Origin of the sequence: Streptomyces sp. NPDC002588 (assembly GCF_040295925.1) — a bacterium.
In the GTDB taxonomy this organism is placed as follows: Bacteria; Actinomycetota; Actinomycetes; order Streptomycetales; family Streptomycetaceae; genus Streptomyces.
This window is the reverse complement of sequence record NZ_JBEOWF010000068.1, coordinates 1-18,492: the sequence shown is the minus strand read 5'-3', so window position 1 is coordinate 18,492 and position 18,492 is coordinate 1. Positions and strand designations below refer to the sequence as shown.

General features: G+C 70.6%; 11 protein-coding genes and 1 pseudogene. 7 read left to right on the top strand and 5 right to left on the bottom strand.

The genetic code is table 11. The features are described from left to right. The first annotated feature begins 186 nt into the window (after positions 1-186). The 3 genes from ABT057_RS45790 to ABT057_RS45780 all read left to right on the top strand — a co-directional run bounded on the left by ABT057_RS45790 (position 187) and on the right by ABT057_RS45780 (position 4,949). On the top strand, positions 187-1,404 hold the full coding sequence (locus ABT057_RS45790; protein ID WP_352350706.1) for an MFS transporter: 1,218 nt from the start codon (positions 187-189) through the stop codon (positions 1,402-1,404). A gap of 1,292 nt (positions 1,405-2,696) precedes the next feature. Then, a complete protein-coding gene (locus ABT057_RS45785) occupies positions 2,697-3,878 on the top strand; it encodes an amidohydrolase (protein WP_352350704.1) in 1,182 nt (393 codons plus the stop codon). A gap of 18 nt (positions 3,879-3,896) precedes the next feature. Next, on the top strand, positions 3,897-4,949 hold the full coding sequence (locus ABT057_RS45780) for an ArsR/SmtB family transcription factor (RefSeq protein WP_352350702.1): 1,053 nt from the start codon (positions 3,897-3,899) through the stop codon (positions 4,947-4,949). A gap of 862 nt (positions 4,950-5,811) precedes the next feature. Here ABT057_RS45780 and ABT057_RS45775 read toward each other — a convergent pair. After that, on the bottom strand, positions 5,812-6,957 hold the full coding sequence (locus tag ABT057_RS45775) for an FHA domain-containing protein (RefSeq protein ID WP_352350700.1): 1,146 nt from the start codon (positions 6,955-6,957) through the stop codon (positions 5,812-5,814). 248 nt (positions 6,958-7,205) lie between these two features. Between ABT057_RS45775 and ABT057_RS45770 the strand changes: the two genes are divergently transcribed. From ABT057_RS45770 to ABT057_RS45760, 3 genes are all read left to right on the top strand, one after another. Next, entirely contained in the window at positions 7,206-9,017 is a 1,812-nt protein-coding gene (locus tag ABT057_RS45770; protein WP_502974077.1) for a serine/threonine-protein kinase, read from the top strand. Between the two features lie 23 nt (positions 9,018-9,040). Beyond that, a complete protein-coding gene (locus ABT057_RS45765) occupies positions 9,041-9,853 on the top strand; it encodes a hypothetical protein (RefSeq protein WP_352350696.1) in 813 nt (270 codons plus the stop codon). 963 nt (positions 9,854-10,816) lie between these two features. Beyond that, on the top strand, positions 10,817-12,373 hold the full coding sequence (locus ABT057_RS45760) for an APC family permease (RefSeq protein ID WP_352350694.1): 1,557 nt from the start codon (positions 10,817-10,819) through the stop codon (positions 12,371-12,373). A gap of 169 nt (positions 12,374-12,542) precedes the next feature. Here ABT057_RS45760 and ABT057_RS45755 read toward each other — a convergent pair. The 4 genes and pseudogenes from ABT057_RS45755 to ABT057_RS45740 form a co-directional block, all read right to left on the bottom strand. After that, positions 12,543-12,840: pseudogene (locus tag ABT057_RS45755) on the bottom strand (LacI family DNA-binding transcriptional regulator); the annotation flags it as partial. 103 nt (positions 12,841-12,943) lie between these two features. Continuing rightward, positions 12,944-14,719, bottom strand: a complete 1,776-nt coding sequence (locus ABT057_RS45750; RefSeq protein WP_352350692.1) for a cation:proton antiporter — start codon at positions 14,717-14,719, stop codon at positions 12,944-12,946. A gap of 122 nt (positions 14,720-14,841) precedes the next feature. Beyond that, on the bottom strand, positions 14,842-15,762 hold the full coding sequence (locus ABT057_RS45745; RefSeq protein WP_352350690.1) for an aldose 1-epimerase family protein: 921 nt from the start codon (positions 15,760-15,762) through the stop codon (positions 14,842-14,844). Positions 15,763-15,939: 177 nt separating this feature from the next. After that, complete coding sequence (locus ABT057_RS45740; protein ID WP_352350688.1) at positions 15,940-16,893, bottom strand: DUF389 domain-containing protein; 954 nt, start codon at positions 16,891-16,893, stop codon at positions 15,940-15,942. Between the two features lie 192 nt (positions 16,894-17,085). Here ABT057_RS45740 and ABT057_RS45735 point away from each other — a divergent pair. Beyond that, the coding region (locus tag ABT057_RS45735) for a glycoside hydrolase family 15 protein (RefSeq protein ID WP_352350686.1) at positions 17,086-18,492 on the top strand (1,407 nt) is incomplete at its 3' end.

The following is an 18,492-nucleotide window of genomic DNA, read 5'->3' as shown; positions in this document are numbered from 1 at the left end:
TGATCGAAGACGCAGAGCGGCCGGGGCAAGAGCGTCAGAACTGCTAGAAAGCCTGGCGTCCGCCCGAACCGAGTTCTATTGAACAGGTCGCGACTTCCCTCCGACTGGATAAAAATTTGCCGTTAGTGAATACATGCCGGGCGGCCGGAAGTAGATTTCCACTTCGTTGTGGAACCGTTCGAAACCATGTCGCTTCTATGCAATAGAGACTTTCGCGCGATCGCCGCGGCCGAGGCACTGTCGGTGGTCGGCGACCAACTGTCGCGGGTGGCGCTCGCGCTGCTGGTCTTCGAGCGGACCCGGTCGGCAGGGCTCAGCGGACTGACGTACGCGCTGACCTACCTCCCCACCGTCGCCGGAGGATTTCTGCTCTCCCCGCTGGCCGACCGGAGGCCGCGGCGCGAGGTCTCCGTCACGATCGACGCGGTGCGGGCGGCGATCGTCCTGGCGATGGCTGTTCCCGGTGTCCCGTTCGGCGCGTTGTGTTGCCTGGTCTCCGCGTCATCGTTCCTGAGCGGGCCCTACACCGCAGCGCGCCTGGCTCTCCTGCGCGACGTCCTGCCACACGAGCGGTACGGCGCCGGCATGGCCGTGCGGCAGTCGCTGTCCCAAGGCGGGCAGCTCGTCGGGTTCTGCGCCGGCGGTTTCATCGCCACGGCGTTCAATCCGGCCACGTGTCTGGTCGTCGACGGGCTCACCTTCGGGGCGGCGGCGCTGGTGGTGCGGTTGTTCGTGAGATCGCGCCCGCCCGTGGCGACCGCCTCGGCCGCCGGCAGCTCGGCCTCGACGTTCGGGTTCATCTGGCGGTCGCCGGCCCCGCGCGCGATCCTGCTGTCCACCGTCACCGGTGTGTTCCTCACCGCGCCCAAGGCGCTCGCCGCGCCACTGGTGTTCGAGCTGGGGCTCAGCGGCGGCTGGGCCGGGCTGTTCATGGCTTCGGAGGGTCTGTTCTCCGTGGTTGCGCTGGCGGTCTTCGCCAGGTACGTGACCGCGGACCGGTACGCGCGGATCTTCCCGGTGGCCTGCCTGGCGCCGTGCGTACCGTTGCTGCTGGTCTTCACGGCGAGCGACCCCCTTCTGATCATCCTGGCCTTCGGCTTCAGCGGAGCCATGTGGGCCGTGCTGACTGTGGTCGCGGCGTCCTCCTTCGTCGACCTGCTCCCCGGCGACCAGCGCGGCCGCGGCATGGGAATCGCCGGATCGATGAACGCGACGGCGCAGGGCGTGGGAGCGTTCCTGGCCGGCCTGGCCGCGGACCGGGTGGGCGCCGGCTGCTCCATCAGCCTCCTCGGCCTGGCCGGCATCCTCTTCGCCCTGCTTCCCGCGTTCCTGTGGCGTTCCGCCCCCGTGGTGGACGGTCAGGTGAACGAGGTCCAGGTCTCCACCAGGCGAACCGACTCGTAGAGCGGACGGCCGATGGCGCTGCGTTGCAGGTAGGCCACTTCCACACCGGCCGCGACCCCATCCACCATCACTCTCGCGGTCATCGCGCGGCCCACGGAGCATGGCCCGCACCAGTTCCAGGGCGAGGGGGATCGGTACTTCTGCAGCACAGGACGACAGTCCGCCAGTGCCCGGCAACCGCCCAAACGGGAGGCAGTTGGAACGCGCGATCATCGGGTTGGCACAACAGCCGTTCCCCTTTATGCCTCCAGTTGCGCGGCTGAGCAGGAGCCGGTCCGCACAATGGCTGCACGCTTGGCCGCCAAATGGCCACCACGTCATTCCGAACAGGCCGAGGTGAATCGACAGCGAGCGACAAAAGGCCAGTTCACAGCCTTGCAGGGCAGAATCACTACCAACCGTCAACCTCGGATCTACGCAACTGGGTCCTTCTCGATCCTTCTCGGACCTTCCGTTCCCCCAGCGTTCCCCTTGGTTCCCTGGACAGCCCCGCGCAGAGCAGCCGCGACCGGCGTCGGCAGCGGATTCGCTGGCGAAAGCGGGGGATACGAACCTTGAAGCTACGCACGTCCATTGAGGCGAGCTGGGCTTCGGATCCCCTGCACCCGGGGGGCGTGTGACCGTTGTCGCAGGTGCGCTCCAGCGCCCTTGCCGATGTCTGCCGGCAGAGTCTGGTGCTGAGGTCCAGGTCACCGAAGAGGGCCTCCTCCTCGGCGAGCAGCGCGGTCAGCAGCCGGGCCGCCTCCGCGGTGTCGCCGTTCTTCCTCAGGCTGTCGGCGAGGTTCCGCCGCTGAGTGTGGGTGTCGTCGTGGTCGGGACCCAGTACCCGGGTCATGTTCCGCGACGAGGGCTTGTCTGTCGGCGATGGCTCCTGGCAGGTCCCGGGCGCCGTGGCGGTGCCGGGCCAGATTGGCGCGCGCGGCCAGGGTGGCAGGGTGGTCCGGCCCGGACACCTCCAGGTGATCGGCCACCAGAGCCTCGCTGAGCGCGATCGAGCCGGGCAGGTCCCTCTCCCACTCCAGTCAGGACGCCAGCCGTGACCGGGCGGCCGGCGCGTCCGGGTGCGTGGGGCCCAGCAGCCAGCCGCGTCAGACAGCCGATCCGTAAGGCTACGTACTTCGATACGCCAGATCAGAAGTGCGGACTGCGAGCCGCCCGTACCCGCAACTCCGGTCCCCATGACGAGGGTTGCCTGGTCCGCGGTAATCCGTGGCCGTCCGGGCCCGGACGGCCGCAGTCTCGTCATACTCCGACATCGCGCCCTATCGCGCCTCGTACGAAGGGAGTTCCGCATGCCATCGACCTTCCTGGAGACGCTCTGCGGCGAACTCACCGCCCTGCGTCCCCGCATGGACGCCGCCAGCCTGGCCATTCACGCGCGGCCGGAGTTGAAGTTCGCCGAGTTCCACGCCCAGCAGGTGCTGACCGGCTGGCTCGTGGAGTCGGGGTTCACGGTCACGTCGGGCGCGGGTGGGCTCGACACCGCCTTCGTGGCGCTGCACCACGGGCCTGATCCCGGTCCGTGCGTCGCCGTCCTCGCGGAGTACGACGCGCTGCCCGGCGTCGGTCACGGCTGCGGCCACAACCTGATCGCGGCCGGAGCGGCGGCGGCCGCGATCGCCGTCGTACGTGCCCTGCCCGCGCACCCGGGAACCGTCGCCGTGATCGGTACACCCGGCGAGGAGATGGGCGGCGCGGGCAAGGTGCGGCTGGCCGAGGCGGGCGTCTTCGACGGGGTGGACGCGGCGGTGATGTTCCATCCGGGGGACCGCTGGCTGACCGGTCGGCCCGGGCTCGCGGCGGCGCACCTGCGGGTCGCGTTCACCGGGGTCAGCGCGCACGCCTCGGTGTCGCCGTGGCAGGGGCGCAGCGCGCTGGCCGCCGCCCAGCTGTTCCTCAACGCCTTGGACGTGATGCGGCAGTTCGTGCCGCCGACCGCCCGGCTGCACGGGATCGTCTCGGACGGCGGGCAGGCACCGAACGTGGTGCCCGCGCGGGCCGCCGTGGACCTGTACGTACGGGACCGTACGGCCGTATCGGCGAAGGCGCTGGTGGAGCGGGTGCGGGCCGCGGCGGCGGGGGCGGCGCTCGCCACGCAGACTGAGGTGGAGGTGTCCGAGACCGGGCCGCTGTACGCGGAGCGGCGCAACAACGCCGTGCTCGCCGAGCTGTTCGGGGACGCGGTGCGGACGCTCGGCGCGGACATCGGGCCGTATGCCCCCGACAGCCCCGCCGGCTCTTCCGACATCGGCAACCTCTCGCAGCTGATGCCGGTCATCCATCCGTACGTCCAGATCGCCGACGCCGGTACGCCCGCCCACTCCGATGCGATGCGCGAGGCCGCGGCCACCCCCCTGGCCCACGACCGCACGCAGGTCGCGTCGACCGGGCTGGCCGAAGTGGTCGTCCGACTGCTCACGGAACCAGGGGTGTTGACGGCCGCGCGGGCCGAGTTCGAGGGGGTGTCGGTGTGAGCCCGTACACTCCCGCTCATGTCGGTCGTGATCGTCCTGGAAGGGGCCGGCCCCGACCGCTTCACGGTCGCCGTGTCCCCGCTCGCGGAGCTGGCCGCGAGCCTGCACGTGCTGACGCAGTACGCTCACCACACCGAGCACGCCTCCTGGGCCGAGCGGACCACGAGCGCCGCCCCGCCCGAATTCCGCGCCGGGCTGCGAAGGTTCGCGCCGCTGTGGAAGGCACTGCGCTGGCGAGGGTTCTATCCGGGCCTGGAGACGCCCCTGACCGCATTGCCGGCGGACCGGTTCGCCGAATTCACCGCGTACACCTGCGCCAGCGGCTATCACTACCGCGGCTTCGACTTCGACCGGGTGCTGCACGACCCGGCGCAGGCGCGGGTGCTGCGGCAGGCCGCGTCCGCGCTGCCGGAGCCGCACTCGGCCCTCGCCGAGGATCTGCTGCGCGACCCGGAGGCGCTGCGCGTGGACGTCATCGGCTTTCTCGACCTGTGCCGCGGTGTCTTCTTCGACGAGCTGTGGGCCGTGACGGAGCCCGTCCTGTCGCGAGCCGCGCACCGGATGCGGCAGCGGTTCGCGGACGAGGGGCCCATGGCGGCCCTGCTCTCGCTCAGCCCGTCGAGCGTCCGCCTGGGCAACCCCGAGCGAGTCGTCCTCGACAAGGTGCACCACGTAGTGGTCAGCGCGGCCCGTACGCCGCTGCTGCTGATCCCCACCCGGTACGGCGCCCCGCACCTGCTCGTCAAGGACGAGCCGGGGCTGCCGCCCATCGTGCACTACCCCGTCGACGCCCCGGAGATCGGCGTCACCCTGGCCCGCAGCCGCATGCTGGCGCTCACCGACCCGCACCGGGTGCGGCTGTGCCGGCTCATCGCCCGCCAGGCCATGACCACCGCCGACCTGGCGGACCGGCTTTCGATGACCCGCCCGCAGGTCTCCCGCCATCTGCGCACCCTGCGCGACCTGGGGCTGGTCCGCGTGGAACGCAACGGCCGCTATGTGCACTACGGCCTCGACCTGGCGGCCGTCGAACGCATCGGGCGGGACGTGGCCACGGCACTGCAGTACTGACCCACACCTCGGTAGGGGGGCACTGCCTCATGAGGGACCGTCACCCAATCGTCCGGCACCGTGAACTGCGTCCGCGCCGGGGGTGGAGCGCGTGGCGTGAGCGGCGCAGTCCGCTGATCGCCGGGACCGGCCAGATCCTCGTGCACGAGAGCGGCGGGGAGTACGGGACCGGGGCGGCGGCCGACTCCGGACAGGTCACCGCGGTGACCGTGGTCGACGTCCGTCCCGGTGTGGAAGTGACCTTCCGCTGGTTCCTGACGACATCGGGCAGGACGTTGGACTTCCCCGTCCGGGTCACCTTCCGCTGCACCGTGGTCGACCCGGTCGACCCGGTCGCGCTGGTACGGGCCCGCCGCGCCGGAGAGCTGTGGGACGTGCGGCGCGTCCTCGGCCGGGATCCCGGGCCCCAGGCCCTTGGAGCTGGACCGGATTCATCCCGACGACGGCGAAGACGGCCTGCGCCGGGCCCTCACCGCACTCCTTGCACCGCGGCCCGCCCACCGGGACATCCCTGGAGTGCAAGTGGAGCTTGCCGGGGTGGATGTGGAGCGGGCCCTGCTGTTCATGCCGAGGAGGCGTGAACACGTCCGCCTGCGCCGCCCTCCCGCCTCCGACAGGTCCTGGTGTGCGATTGCGTGATGAAGTGCGTGGTTTCCTGGATGCCACCGAACCGGTGCTTCTGCCGGTATCGCCCCGACCGCAGGCCGGGAATCGCTCGGCGCGACAGCGTGACGGCTGCCGGTCCGGCCGCCAAGGAGACCGTTGGGAAGGGAAGTTGCGATGGCGGCCCTTGCTCTCGCGCGCCCCTCGGGTCGGCGGAGGACTCACCGGCCGGTTCGGCGTTGAGCCGCTGTCCCGGTGGTCAGGCCCGGCGAGTGGGCGCTGCCGCGCCGGGGGACACAGGGGTACGGGCGGCTTCCGTCCGCCATGCGTCGGCGAGTTCGGCGGGGAAGCGCCGGCCGCTGCGGGTGAGGACGACGCCTGGTGCGAGTTCGACCTCGTCGCCGGGGCGGAAGGGCCGGTCGGTCTGCGGGGGAAGCTTCTCCCAGGTGCCGAAGCCGCCGCGTGTGCCGGCGCGGCGTATCCGGGTGCCGTAGGTGCTGATGTCACGGATCAGGACCGTTCCGTTCCGGGCGGAGACGGCCACATGCCTGCGGCTGACCTGCTGGGCGACCCGCGGGGCCAGCAGGCTGTGCAGGGCGATGCCCGCCGGGCCGGGGAGTCGGCCCACGTGTGCTTCAGAGCCTTCGTCGAGGGTGTACCGGGCCACGCAGGCGCCGTCGATGACAGCCTTGAGCTGGGTGGTGCCGAGGCGCGGGCCGTCGTCCTCCAGGGGCGTACCGTGGAACTCGCAGGTGGGAACGGAACGCCGCATGCGGGGCAGCAGAATCCGGGCGCCGCGGCGGATGTCGTAGAGGGAACACTGGGGTTCCGGGCAGCGCCACGCCCGCATGATCACGTCGGTCAGTGGGGTCCGGGCGGGGCCGAGGAGACCCTGTTTTTTCAGTGCGGACAGTTCCATCTTGCGGGAGATCTCGGCCGCCGAGCGCACCCCCATGTCCATCGCCACGACGGCGACGGATCCGTCGGGCCGGGGTTCGGGTCTGAGGAACTGCCAGGTGTTGCCCTGGATCCACGGGTGCTCGACACGGTGGTCGACGTACTGGTCGCCGGTGATGACCGGGGTCGCGGTCATGCGGGCCAGTTCGAGGACGCGTTCGTCGGCGTCGGCGACCTCCTCGACCAGTCCGGCGGCCACCCAGCCGCGCAGCCGCCGGACCTCCGCCTGGTCGCCGAACTCCCGGTGCCCGCCCAGCAGACTGGTGTCGGCGACCAGGTAGACGGAGACGTCGGGATCCCTTGTGAGCTCCATCAGCGCCCGCAGGACCAGACCGAGGCGGCGCAGGGAGCGCGGCCCGCGTGGGCCGATGGAGGTGTCGCGCAGGACGTTGGAGAGCTCCACCAGATAGTCGGCCCGCTCCGCAGACGCGGCCAGATGATGTTCCATGGACGCCTCGCTGTCCGACGGCAGGGGTGTCACTGTACGGCCGCCCGGCGGCGCCTGCCATCAGGACGAATCCCATCAACTCCCGTGATCCCCCGTAATATTCGCCATTTTCCCTTGACCTCCACAAATGCCTACCACTGGCGGGGCAGCACCGCTACGATCACGCCACCGACGGGAAGGTTGAAGCCTTGAACAATGCTGGAACCGGTGGTCAGTTGAGCCCGCTGGGCCCCGATGACCCGCGAGAAGTGGCCGGTTACCGCTTGCTCGCCCGGATCGGCGAGGGCGGCATGGGATCCGTCTACCTCTCCCGTACGCGCGGCAACCAGCCGGTCGCCCTGAAGGTGATCCGCCGGGAGTACGCCCAGGACGAGGAGTTCCGCCGCCGCTTCGAGCAGGAGGCGACCTCCGCCCGCCGGGTGCAGGGCTACCACATCGTCCCCGTCGTCGACCACGACACCACCGGCCCGCAGCCCTGGCTGGCCACCACCTACGTCCCCGGCCTCGCCCTGGACCAGATCCTCACCGGGCATGGGCCGCTCCCGCTGCCCTCGGTGCTGCAGCTGACCGGCTGCGCGGCGGAGGCGCTGCACGCCGTGCACAAGGCCGGCGTGATCCACCGCGACATGAAGCCGAGCAACATCCTCATCGGCTCCGAAGGCCCCTGGATCATCGACTTCGGCATCGCCCGGGCCGCCGACGCCACCCAGCTCACCCGTAGCGGCGGGCTCATCGGCACACCCCAGTTCATGTCGCCGGAACATGCGAACGGCCAGGACCTCACACCGGCGACCGACGTCTTCTCGCTCGGTCTGATCGCCGCCGTCGCCGCGACCGGCCGCCACCCCTACGGCGACGCCGGAGCCATCACCCTGGCCACCAAGATCGCCAACACCGAGTTTCGCCCGCCGGACCTGACGGTGTATCCCGAGCCGCTGCGTGCCGTCCTGGAACGCACGCTGGCCGCCGACCCGGCCGCCCGCCCCGCCCCCTCCGAACTGGCCGAACTGTGCCAGGAGTTGAGCGGGCGGCCGCTGCGGGACTTCACCGGCTGGCTGCCCGAGTCCGTCGCGGCGGACATCGCCCACCGGGAGCGACTCGCCAGGCAGCAGGCCGAGACGGAGCCCGGAGCGGACTCCGGGGACGCGATGGGGGCTGTGACCATGCCTCCAGGTTCCACGGCGGGAGCCACGACGATGCCTCCCGGTGCTCCGGCGGCAGCCGACACCGCACCGCCGGATGCCGTGGCGTCCGGCGCATACACACCCACCCACGAGCAGCCGCACCACGCCCCGGCGCCCCCGGCGTCGCCGCCCGGATCAGCCGCCCCGTCCCCGCAGGGAGCACCGCACCCCTCCGGCCCGCCGACAGCGCCGGCACCGGCCCGCGGCCGGAGCCCGCTGACGATCGGCGCGGCCGCGCTGGCCGTGGTGGTGGTCGCGGCAGCCGCCTGGACCTTCACCCGAGGCGACGACAAGGACACCGGCGCCCAGGGCGGCGGACAAACCGCCTCCTCGGCGACCGCCGGATCCCAGACCTCCGCCGCCACCACGCCGAGCATCGCCACGCCGACCACCCCCGCACCGGGCACCGGCACATCGCCCACCGCGAACGCGACGGCGAACGGCTACACGGAGATCTTCAAGGACAAGCCGCTCACCCTGCGCGCCCAGTTCACCGACGGCCGCAGCTCGTACACCAACGTCGACCTGGACGCGCCGAAGATCGACACGAACGCCTCCAGCACGACAACGGAAGCCGAGTTGCAGTACGAGGAGTTCGGCGGCCGATACACCTTGCGCTTCGTGACGACCGCGGGAAAGAGCGCGGGCACCACCCCCGAGGAGTGCGCCGAGGGCGCGGCGACCAACGCGCTGCCCTCCGAGCTCGGCGACGACGCCCAGGGCGACGAGCTGACGCCGGGCACCGTGCTGTGCACCGTCACCGACGAGGACAACCTGGCGATGCTCGCCATCAAGGATGTCGTCGTCCAGAAGGACGACTCCGGCTACAAGGCTCGCGACTACGTCACCGAACTGACTCTCTGGAAGGCGTCCTGACCCGGCCGTCGCGGAAGGAATCCGTGTCCCGTCGCACCAACTCGTCCTGCCTGGGCATTGCCGTCAAGGGCTATCTGCTGCTGAACCTGTGGGTCCTGGTCGGCTACGCCCTGGCGCTGCCGGTCATCGTGCCCGACCTGATGGCTTCCCAGAAGCCCCCGCAGGAGGTGCACGGCTTCGACCAGTACGCCGTCCTCTACGGCATACCCGTCGCGGCCGCCGCAGCCGTGACGGCGTTCACGCGCCGCACGCGCCCCTGCCCGCCGTGGGTCTTCCTCACCCGCACGGTGGCCGTTCTCGCCCTGAGCCAGGCCGCCGTCGCCTGGGCCGGGGCCCGATTCGACTCACCCGAGTGGAACTCACGCTCCCTTGCCCAGAGCGGGGCGGCCGGCCTTGCCGCCCTCCTCTGCCACCAGGCGTCACGCTGGTGGGACAACGGCGGCCTGAACGGCGGCCGCCGCCGCCCGGCCACGGGCGAGATCTGGCACGCCCTGGTCCCCTTCCGCGAGTCGGACGCCGAACTCCCCCACTACTGCGTGGTCATGACGCCCCGCCTCCGCCACGTCGAGGTGCTCCAGATCACCAGCCAGAACAAGGACAACCGCGCCGACCACATCCGCATCCCCAACAAGGGCTGGGACTTCACCTCCGGCAAGGACCACTGGGTCGAGATCGGACTTCCCCCACGCCGGGTGCCCTACGAGAAGTTCACGAAGACCCAGCCCCAGGGACGCTGCCCGAAGCCGACCTGGAAACAGCTCCGCGACCGCCGCCCCACCCCCAAGCCCTCCGGCACGCCCAGCGTGTGGTCGCGCATCACCCAGCGCCTCGGGTGACTCACGGACGCCCGCGGACCTGGCGGCCGGAAGGCCCGACCAACCAGAACCCGCCCACCGGCGGGCCTGCCAAGACACGAAGCGGCAAACCGCCGCCGTCCCCCACTGGACCGCCCACAGGCGCTCGAGGCCGAGACCTGCGGTCCTGATCAGGAACTCACGGTAGTCGTCGCTGGTGCTGCGACGGTCCGTGCGCCGCACTCCCGGCCTCGCTCGTCGGCCGGCGTCCGGCCGGAGCCGAGCCGGGCGGCGGCTGCGCCGAGGAGTTCGACGGACGGCGTTTGTGCTCGCACAGTGCCTGTTCCTGGACGAGGAACGCGTCCCGGGCAGGGGCACATCGGGCTCGGGGATACGACCAGGACGGGGACGGCAACGCCCCATCGCACTCCCACTACCCGACGCCCTGTTCCCCCTACGTTCCCCTTGACTCACGCGGGAGACCCCTCGCAATCCACTCCGAGGAGAAAGGCCAGTTCAGAGGTGTGAACTGGGGTTTGCTTTGGAGCCGCCTTCGGGATTCGAACCCGAGACCTACGCATTACGAGAACGCAAGATCGTTGCCCCATGATTCACCGACCGTCCCTGTTTTCGCCGTCTGTGCAGGTCAGCAGGCACGGGCGTGTCCGGGACGTGGTGATCGTTCACGGGGTTTCACTGTCCTTCCGGCCCCATCCTGGCCCCAGGGACGCCCAGTCGGCAGGCTGTTCGGGCGCCGACCGAGCAGGCATCCAGCTCAACACCGGAAGGCGAAAACGCCTCCAACACACCGACCTTGCGAGGCAAAGAGGCCGTACCCCCGGGCCGACGGCACCCGGAGCCGGGCCTGCACGTTCAGCACAGGCCCTCTGGGGCCCCGCTCCCCCGCCGGCCCCGCACTTTCGGTTGCCGGTGAGCGGGTTCATCCTGGGAACAGCAGCTCCGCGTTCTTCGACCGGGGTACGCCATACGTTTCCGGAGGGCACCATGAGCCTGCCTTCTGTCCCGCCAGTGCACCCCTTGCCGGGCCCGGCAGCGACGGACAAGGGGCTCAAAGGCGGCGCGCTGGGGCTGTTCTCCAGCACGGTGATCGGCCTGGCCTCCACCGCCCCCGCCTACAGCCTCGCGGCGACCCTCGGAGTCATCGTCGGGATCGTGGGCTTCCAGTCACCGATCGTGGTCATCCTCGCCTTCGTCCCGATGTTCCTGATCGCCTACGGCTACAAGGAGCTCAACCGGGCGGACCCCGACTGCGGCACCACGTTCACCTGGGCCTCCCGGGCGTTCGGTCCCCGTACCGGCTGGCTGGGCGGATGGGGCATCGTCGCGGCCGACATCATCGTGATGGCCAATCTGGCCCAGATCGCCGGAGCGTACGGCTTCCAACTGGTGGGCGCGGACGGACTGGCGCAGGACACCTTCTGGGTCACCGTGGTCGGCGTGATGTGGATCGCCGTGATGACGCTGATCTGCTACATCGGCATCGAGATCTCGGCGAACCTCCAGAAAGTGCTGCTCAGCATCGAGATCGTGGTGCTCTTCCTGCTGGCGATCACCGCGCTGGTCAAGGTGTACGGGGGAACTGCGCCGAGCGTCTCGTCGGAGCTCCGGTGGTCGTGGTTCAACCCCGCCCAGATCAACTCGCTCGACGACCTCACCAAGAGCGTGCTCGCCGGTGTGTTCATCTACTGGGGCTGGGACACCGCCGTATCGGTCAACGAGGAGACCGTCGAGCGCGATCGCACCCCGGGCCGCGCCGCCGTCATCTCCACAGTCATCCTGCTGCTCGTCTACGTGCTCGTCACCACATCCGCGCAGGCCTTCGCCGGAGTCGGAGAGCACGGCATCGGCCTCGCCAACCCGGACAACTCCGGAGACGTCCTCTCCAGTCTCGGCGCCGAGGTCTTCGGCACCGGGGGCTGGGGCGAGACCGCCACCAAACTGCTGATCCTGATGGTGCTCACCTCGGCCGCCGCCTCCACCCAGACCACCATCCTGCCGACGGCGCGCACCACGCTCTCCATGGCCGCCTTCAAGGCCATCCCGGACCGCTTCGCCCGCATCCACCCGCGATTCCTCACCCCGACCTGGTCCACGGTGGGTATGGGCCTGGCCTCCATCGCCTTCTACGTCATGCTGACCCGGGTGAGCGAGAACGTCCTGGCCGACTCGATCGGCTCAGTCGGCCTGATGATCGCCTTCTACTACGGGCTCACCGGGTTCGCCTGCGTCTGGTACTACCGCAAGGTCCTCACCCGCAGCCCGCGCGACCTGTGGACGAAGGGCATCATGCCCGGGCTCGGCGGCGTCCTGCTCCTCTACTTCTTCATCAACGCCTGCGTCGTGTACTCCGCCTCGGACTACGGCAGCACCTCGTGGACGCTGCCGTTCCCGCCGCACTGGCAGCTCGGCGGCGTCTTCATCACCGGTATCGGCGCGCTGCTGCTCGGCGCCGTCCTGATGCTGGTGTACCGGGTGATCCGTCCCAGCTTCTTCCGCAAGGAGAGCATCGCCGTCTCGGCTCACGAACCTGACGAGCGGTGAGGGGCCGCGGTGAGTCGGCCGGCAGGGGCAGCAGACGGGCGGTCTCGGGGATGCCGTCGTAGCTGACGACAGCGCCATCCGGTCGTTGGAGACGAACACCGCGGTGCCGTCCGGGCGCCCCGCCGGCTGTCGGCCCGGCGCGTATCCGGAGTCGGCGCTCCCATCGCCGACTCACCAGGTAGCCGGCTTCCTGGGCTGCGGTGTTGACGGCGGTCAGAACCGAGGCGGGACCGTAGCGTGCCGCGTCGAAGGTGATGACGCCGAGCATCCTGGTTCAGCCGCCGGCCAGGGACCGTGTGCAGGCTCGGGCGTGGGCCGAGCGTGCGCATGGCTCCCGCCGCCGCCTCCCGGGTTTCGGGACGGACGGCCGGATGGTCGTTGAGCACCCGCGAGTCGGTCTGCTTCGAGACACCGGCCAGCCGCGCCACGCCGTCCGTCACCGCACGCGCCCCCGCGAGGTACGCCATGTTCCCCCTGCGTTCCCCTTGGCTCACGCAGGGGGCCCCTCGCCATCCACTCCGAGGAGAAGCCTCGCCGGCGCCGAGTCCCGTCCTGGCTGTCCGGTCAGGTTCAGACCTCGGGTCGGCCTCTCCGCCCGCCGGGGGCCAGCAGGACGACGGTGTCCCCCGGTCCGGGCAGCGGTGTGCTGCCTTCCGTGACCGGGTCGAGGCGGCCGTCCGGCCGTACCAGGAACAGCAGATCGCAGTCGGGCGGCAGCGCATCGTCGGCGGGCTGTGCCAGGACGGCAGCCCCGTCCTCGTACTTGTGGGAGAAGGCCGGCCAGGTCAGATGGGCGCCGAAGAGGCCCTCGCCACGGATGAACGGCGCCACCGCGCCGTGGCTGTCGGGCGGGGCGTAGAGGCGGTGGACCGTCTCCTCCACGCTGCCGCGCAGAATCACCTCGGCCAGCGCGTTGAAGTCGTCCTCGGCGGTGAGGAAGTACACCGCCGTGATGCCCTCCAGCTCCGCGGCACCACCAGTGGCGGCGGCCAGCAGTTCACCGGGCGCAAGCTCGATCCCGGCCTGGCGGATGTGTTCGCGCTGTTCCTTCTGCCCTGACCACATGAGCACCTCCAGCCCTGCCGACCGCAGGGCCACACCCAGGTCGACCACCCAGGGGTCGCCGCCGACCAGCAGCGGACGCGAACGGGAGGGGCGCACGACGCCCAGGAGCCGGGCCACGGGCGAGGCGCTCAGGCCATAGAGCGTCACGGTCGCCACGATGACCACGAAGGTGGCGGGGAGGATCTTCGAAGCGCCGCCGATCCCCTTGGCCACCAGGCCGGCCGAGAAGGTCGATGCCGTGGCGGCGGCGACGATGCCGCGCGGGGCCATCCAGCCGATGAAGCCCCGCTCGCCGCGCGTCAGATCGGTGCCGAGGGTGGACACGGCCGCCACCAGTGGCCTGACGACCAGCACGAGAAAGGCTGCGAGCCCGAGTGCGGGCAGCCACACATGGCGCAGCGACTGCGGGGTGACGGTGGCGGAGATCGAGACGAAGAGCAGGCCGAGGATCAGGCTGACCAGGGTCTCGAAGAACGGCCGGCGCGCCGGGACGTCGATGCCGGGGAGGTTGGCCACGGCCAGGCCCATGATCACGGCGGCGATGAGTCCCGTGTCGTCACGCAGGACATCGCAGAACGCCGCCACACCCACTACCGCGGCGAGCTGCGCCGTGGTGCCCAGGATCTCGCCGAGCCGCAGCCTCCGGAACAGCGCCCACAGCAGAGCCGCGCCCACCACTCCACCGGCCGCTCCGAGGCTCACTCTGGCCAGGAAGCCCACGGCCACGCTGGCGACGTGGTGGTCCGCGCTCGCCACGATCGCGTGGAAGACCAGTGCTCCCAGGATGCCGCCGACCGGGTCGATGATTGAGCCTTCCCAGATCAGGATGCGCTGGAGCCGGTCGTTCGGTCGTACGAAGCTGAGCAGCGGTCCGACGACGGTCGGCCCCGAGACGACGAGAATCGCGCCGATCATGACGGCCGCCCGGTGTGACATCCCCAGCAGTGGCGCGGCCAGCAGTGTGCCGAGCAGCCAGGTGATCAGGACTCCGATCCAGATCAGCCGGACGACGACGCGGCGGGTGTGCCCCTTCAGTCTCGACAGGTCCAGCCCGAGGCCCGCGTCGTAGAGGATCACGGCGACGGCCAGCGACACCAGCGGTGAGAACGCCGCCCCGAGCAACCGCTCGGGATCGACGTCGTCGATCAGCGCGCCGGCGGCGAACCCTACCGGCAGCAGGACGATGAGGGCGGGGATGCGCAGGATGCTCGCCAGGATCTGCGACCCGACGGCGAGGACCAGGATCAGGCCTACGCCGATGAGCACCTGGTTCGTCGTCACATTCGGCCCTTTCGGTGCGGGGTGGTGGGACGAGCGGGTGCTCTTGCCGACCGGCTGCGTGACCCGGCCGGGTCAGACCTCCGCCGAGTGCCGTGTGACGGCCGGGCGCCGTGACGGCGTCGTCACTCCCCCCACGGGGTGATCCCCCAGCGGACGGTGTGCTGCTCGCCGGGGCCGAGGCCGACGAGCCCGGTGCCGCTGCGGAAGGCGTCGGGCGGGCAGGTCATCGGCTCGATGGCGACCGCACGGCGGCGCTCCCCCGGCGGGAGGGTGTCGCCGGTGTAGAGCTGCACGTAGTCGGCGCCTTCACCGAGCCACACGTCCGTGCCGAGCGCACCCGACGGGTGGGCCAGGCGCACCACGGCCCGACCGTCCGCGTTCCGGTCGAGGTCGCCGAAAGGGGTGTCCAGCCGGAGCGCGCCGACAGCTCGGGGCGTTCGCAAGTCGTACTCACTGCCGGCGACCGGCTCGGCGGCGACCGGCAGGCCGCGCTCATCGGTGCGCAGCCACGTGCGTGCGGGGACGGTCAGCACCGCCTGGTCGACGACGGCGGTGCCCGCGGTGACGTAGGGATGCTGGCCGAAGCCGTACGGTGCGGCGCTCGTGTCGAGGTTGCGCGCGGTGACGGCGACTTCGAGCCCGCTGTCGCCCAGGGTGTACTCGGCGCGGACGTGGAGGTGGAACGGGTAGCCCGGCTGCGGCCACAGCGAAACCTCCAGGACGGCGCGGCTGCCGCTCGCCTCCATGACCTGCCACGCGACCCATCGGAGCAGCCCGTGGATGGCGTTGCCGCCGGTCGGCTCAGTGAGCGGCAGCTGCAGATCCTGCCCGTCCCAGGGGTAGCGGCCGTCGCGGATCCGGTTGGGCCACGGCACCAGGATCTGGCCGCGTCCGCCGGTGATCCGGTCCTGCTCGGCGAATCCGTCGACCACGGTGCGCTCACCGACCGCGTACGACCGAAGGGCCGCGCCCAGCTCGACGACAACGGCACGGTGCGTGCCGTGACGAAGGGTCAGTTGCCGTCCGGTGCGGCTCTCCTGCACGCCTGGCCTCCTCGGTCTTCGGACGCGGGCACGGTGGTTGCCTGCGGTGTCGGCCTTCTCGTCGGGAGCGTGCGGTTGCGCACCGACCCGGTCAAGCGCGACACGTTCCCGCGCGCGGAATCGGCCGGCTCGTTCGCCCACCTGGGGCCCCGGCGGCAGTCCGTCGGCGCGGTCGCTTCACTCGCCGCCGGTGTGTCCGCTGCGCCGGCCGATGCGCCGCCAGACAGCCCATTGGTATCTGAGCATCAGAACGCCCACCACGATCAGCAGCACGATGTTGAGCAGGAGTTGGATCAGGGAGCCGCGCGCCTCGCTCCAGCTGGAGAACGCGAGGGAGACGCCGATGTCGGCGGCGGCCGGGATGGTGGTGACAGAGATGAAGACGCCGAGCAGCGCGCTCGTCCTGGCCTGGGTCAGGGACATGATCCCGACGATGCCGGCCAGTACCGCAACCACGACGGAGAAGAAGTTGGGGGCGTCGATCAGGTCGGAGACCGGCCTGATGCCGAGTTCGTATGCCTTGGGCTGGAGACCGAAGCCCCGGATCGCCCACGAGAACAGGAAGGTCGCCAGGATGGCCAGCAGGAATCCCGCGGTCAGGGCGAACAGGCCCTGCCGGATCCTGGTGCCGTTGCCGTGGTCGATGCCCAGCGCGACGCTGGTGATGGCACCGTACTCCGGTCCCACGACCATAGCCGCGACGATCAGGATCTGGGAGTTGGTGACGATTCCCACCGCCCCGATGAGGCCGGCGATGACCAGGTAGACGTAGAAGCTCGGCAGATAGGTGCCCTCGGCACGGATGCGCGCTTCGACCTCCTCCCAGACCGGCGCGTGCGCGAGCGCCCCGAGCTGCTGCTGCTCGGCTGCGGCCGCGGTGCCGGAGAAGGCCATCTCGACCGGCTCGATGACGATGGATCCGCGGCGGTCGAGTTCCAACTCGCGCAGACCGCGCAGCACCGCGTTGGCGGCGCCCGCCAGCATGTCGCACTCGATCGCGTCGCCGTCGGGGTTGTGCGCCAGTTCGGGAAGGACGACCAGATTGAAGACATAACGGTCGTCGGTCAGCAGCCCGATCGCCCGGGAGGTGAGATCTGGGGGGCTCACCAGCCGGACGTGGATCATCTGCATGCACAACCTCCGGTGTCCGGCCGACTCCAGCCAGTAACGCCCAAAGGGAGGGGGTCGGCAAGGCGGGTGCGGCGCTCGGCTCCGGCACCCCAGCGGTGAGAGAGCGGCCGTCGGCAGCACCAACATGGCGAGGGCCATCCGAGTGGCGGATAGTGGGACACAAGGGATCATTTCCGAGATTTCGGAGCAGTCATGGACCGCTACCCTCCCATCGCCGAGCACGGCCTGGTGGGCGACCTGCAGACCGCCGCGCTCGTCTCGTCGCAGGGTGTCGTGGACTGGTTCGCGGCTCCCCGGTTCGACTCGCCCAGCGTCTTCGCCGCCCTGCTCGACCACGACGGCGGCGGGTACCTGCGGCTGGCCCCCGAGCACCCGGACCAGACCTGCAAGCAGCTCTACTACCCCGACACCGCCATTCTGGTGACCCGGTTCATGTCACCGGACGGCGTGGGCGAAGTGGTCGACTTCATGCCTCCGGACCGGACCCGCACCGCCACCGACCGTCACACCCTCATACGCGTCGTGCGTGCCGTGCGGGGGACTGTCGACTTCACGCTCGAGTGCCGGCCGCGCTTCGACTACGGCCGGTCCGAGCACCGGCTGGAACTCGGCGAGAACACCGGCCTGTTCCGGGCCCCCGGCATGGACGCGCACCTGCAGACCACCTTCCCGCTGGAGCGGGACGGCCAGGACGTACGCGGCCGGGTGACACTGAGCGCCGGCGAAGCCGGCGGCGCCGTGTTCACCGTCTGCGCATCCGGCGGCGAGGCACCCGCGCCCCCCACAACCGACGGGGTCACCGCACAGTTCCAGGAGACCGCCGGCTTCTGGCAGCACTGGCTGAGCCAGTCCCGCTACCGGGGCCGCTGGCCCGAGCTGGTGCACCGTTCGGTCATCACCCTCAAGCTCCTCACCTACGCCCCCACCGGCGCCCTCGTCGCGGCGGCCACCATGGGCCTGCCCGAGCAGGTGGGCGGCGAGCGCAACTGGGACTACCGGTTCACCTGGGTACGCGACGGCGCGCTGTCCGTGCGGGCCATGCTGGACCTGGGCTTCGTCGAGGAGGCCACCGCCTTCGTCCACTGGCTCGTGGACAGACTGCACGAGCGTGAGGGCAAGGAGGAGGAGCCGCTCCAGACGATGTACCGGATCGACGGCAACCCCGATCTGCCGGAGGAGACACTCGAACACTTCGAGGGCTACCGGGGCTCCTTCCCCGTCCGCATCGGCAACGGCGCCGCCGACCAGCTCCAGCTGGACATCTACGGCGAGGCCATCTACGCGGTGTCCCAGGGCCTCGAGATCGCGCAGCAGACCACGTACCGGGGATGGAAGGCGTTGGCCAGGACGCTGGACTGGCTGGCCGACACCTGGGACCGGCCGGACGAGGGCATCTGGGAGACCCGCGGCGGGCGCCAGGACTTCACCTACAGCCGGGTGATGTCCTGGGTCGCCTTCGACCACGCGCTGAGCCTGGCCGAGCAGTTCCGCAGGCCCGCCGACCTGGAGAAGTGGCGCAGCGCCAGGGACGCCATCCTCGAGCAGGTCATGGAACGCGGCTGGAGCGAGCGGGAGGGCGCCTTCGTCCAGCACTACGAC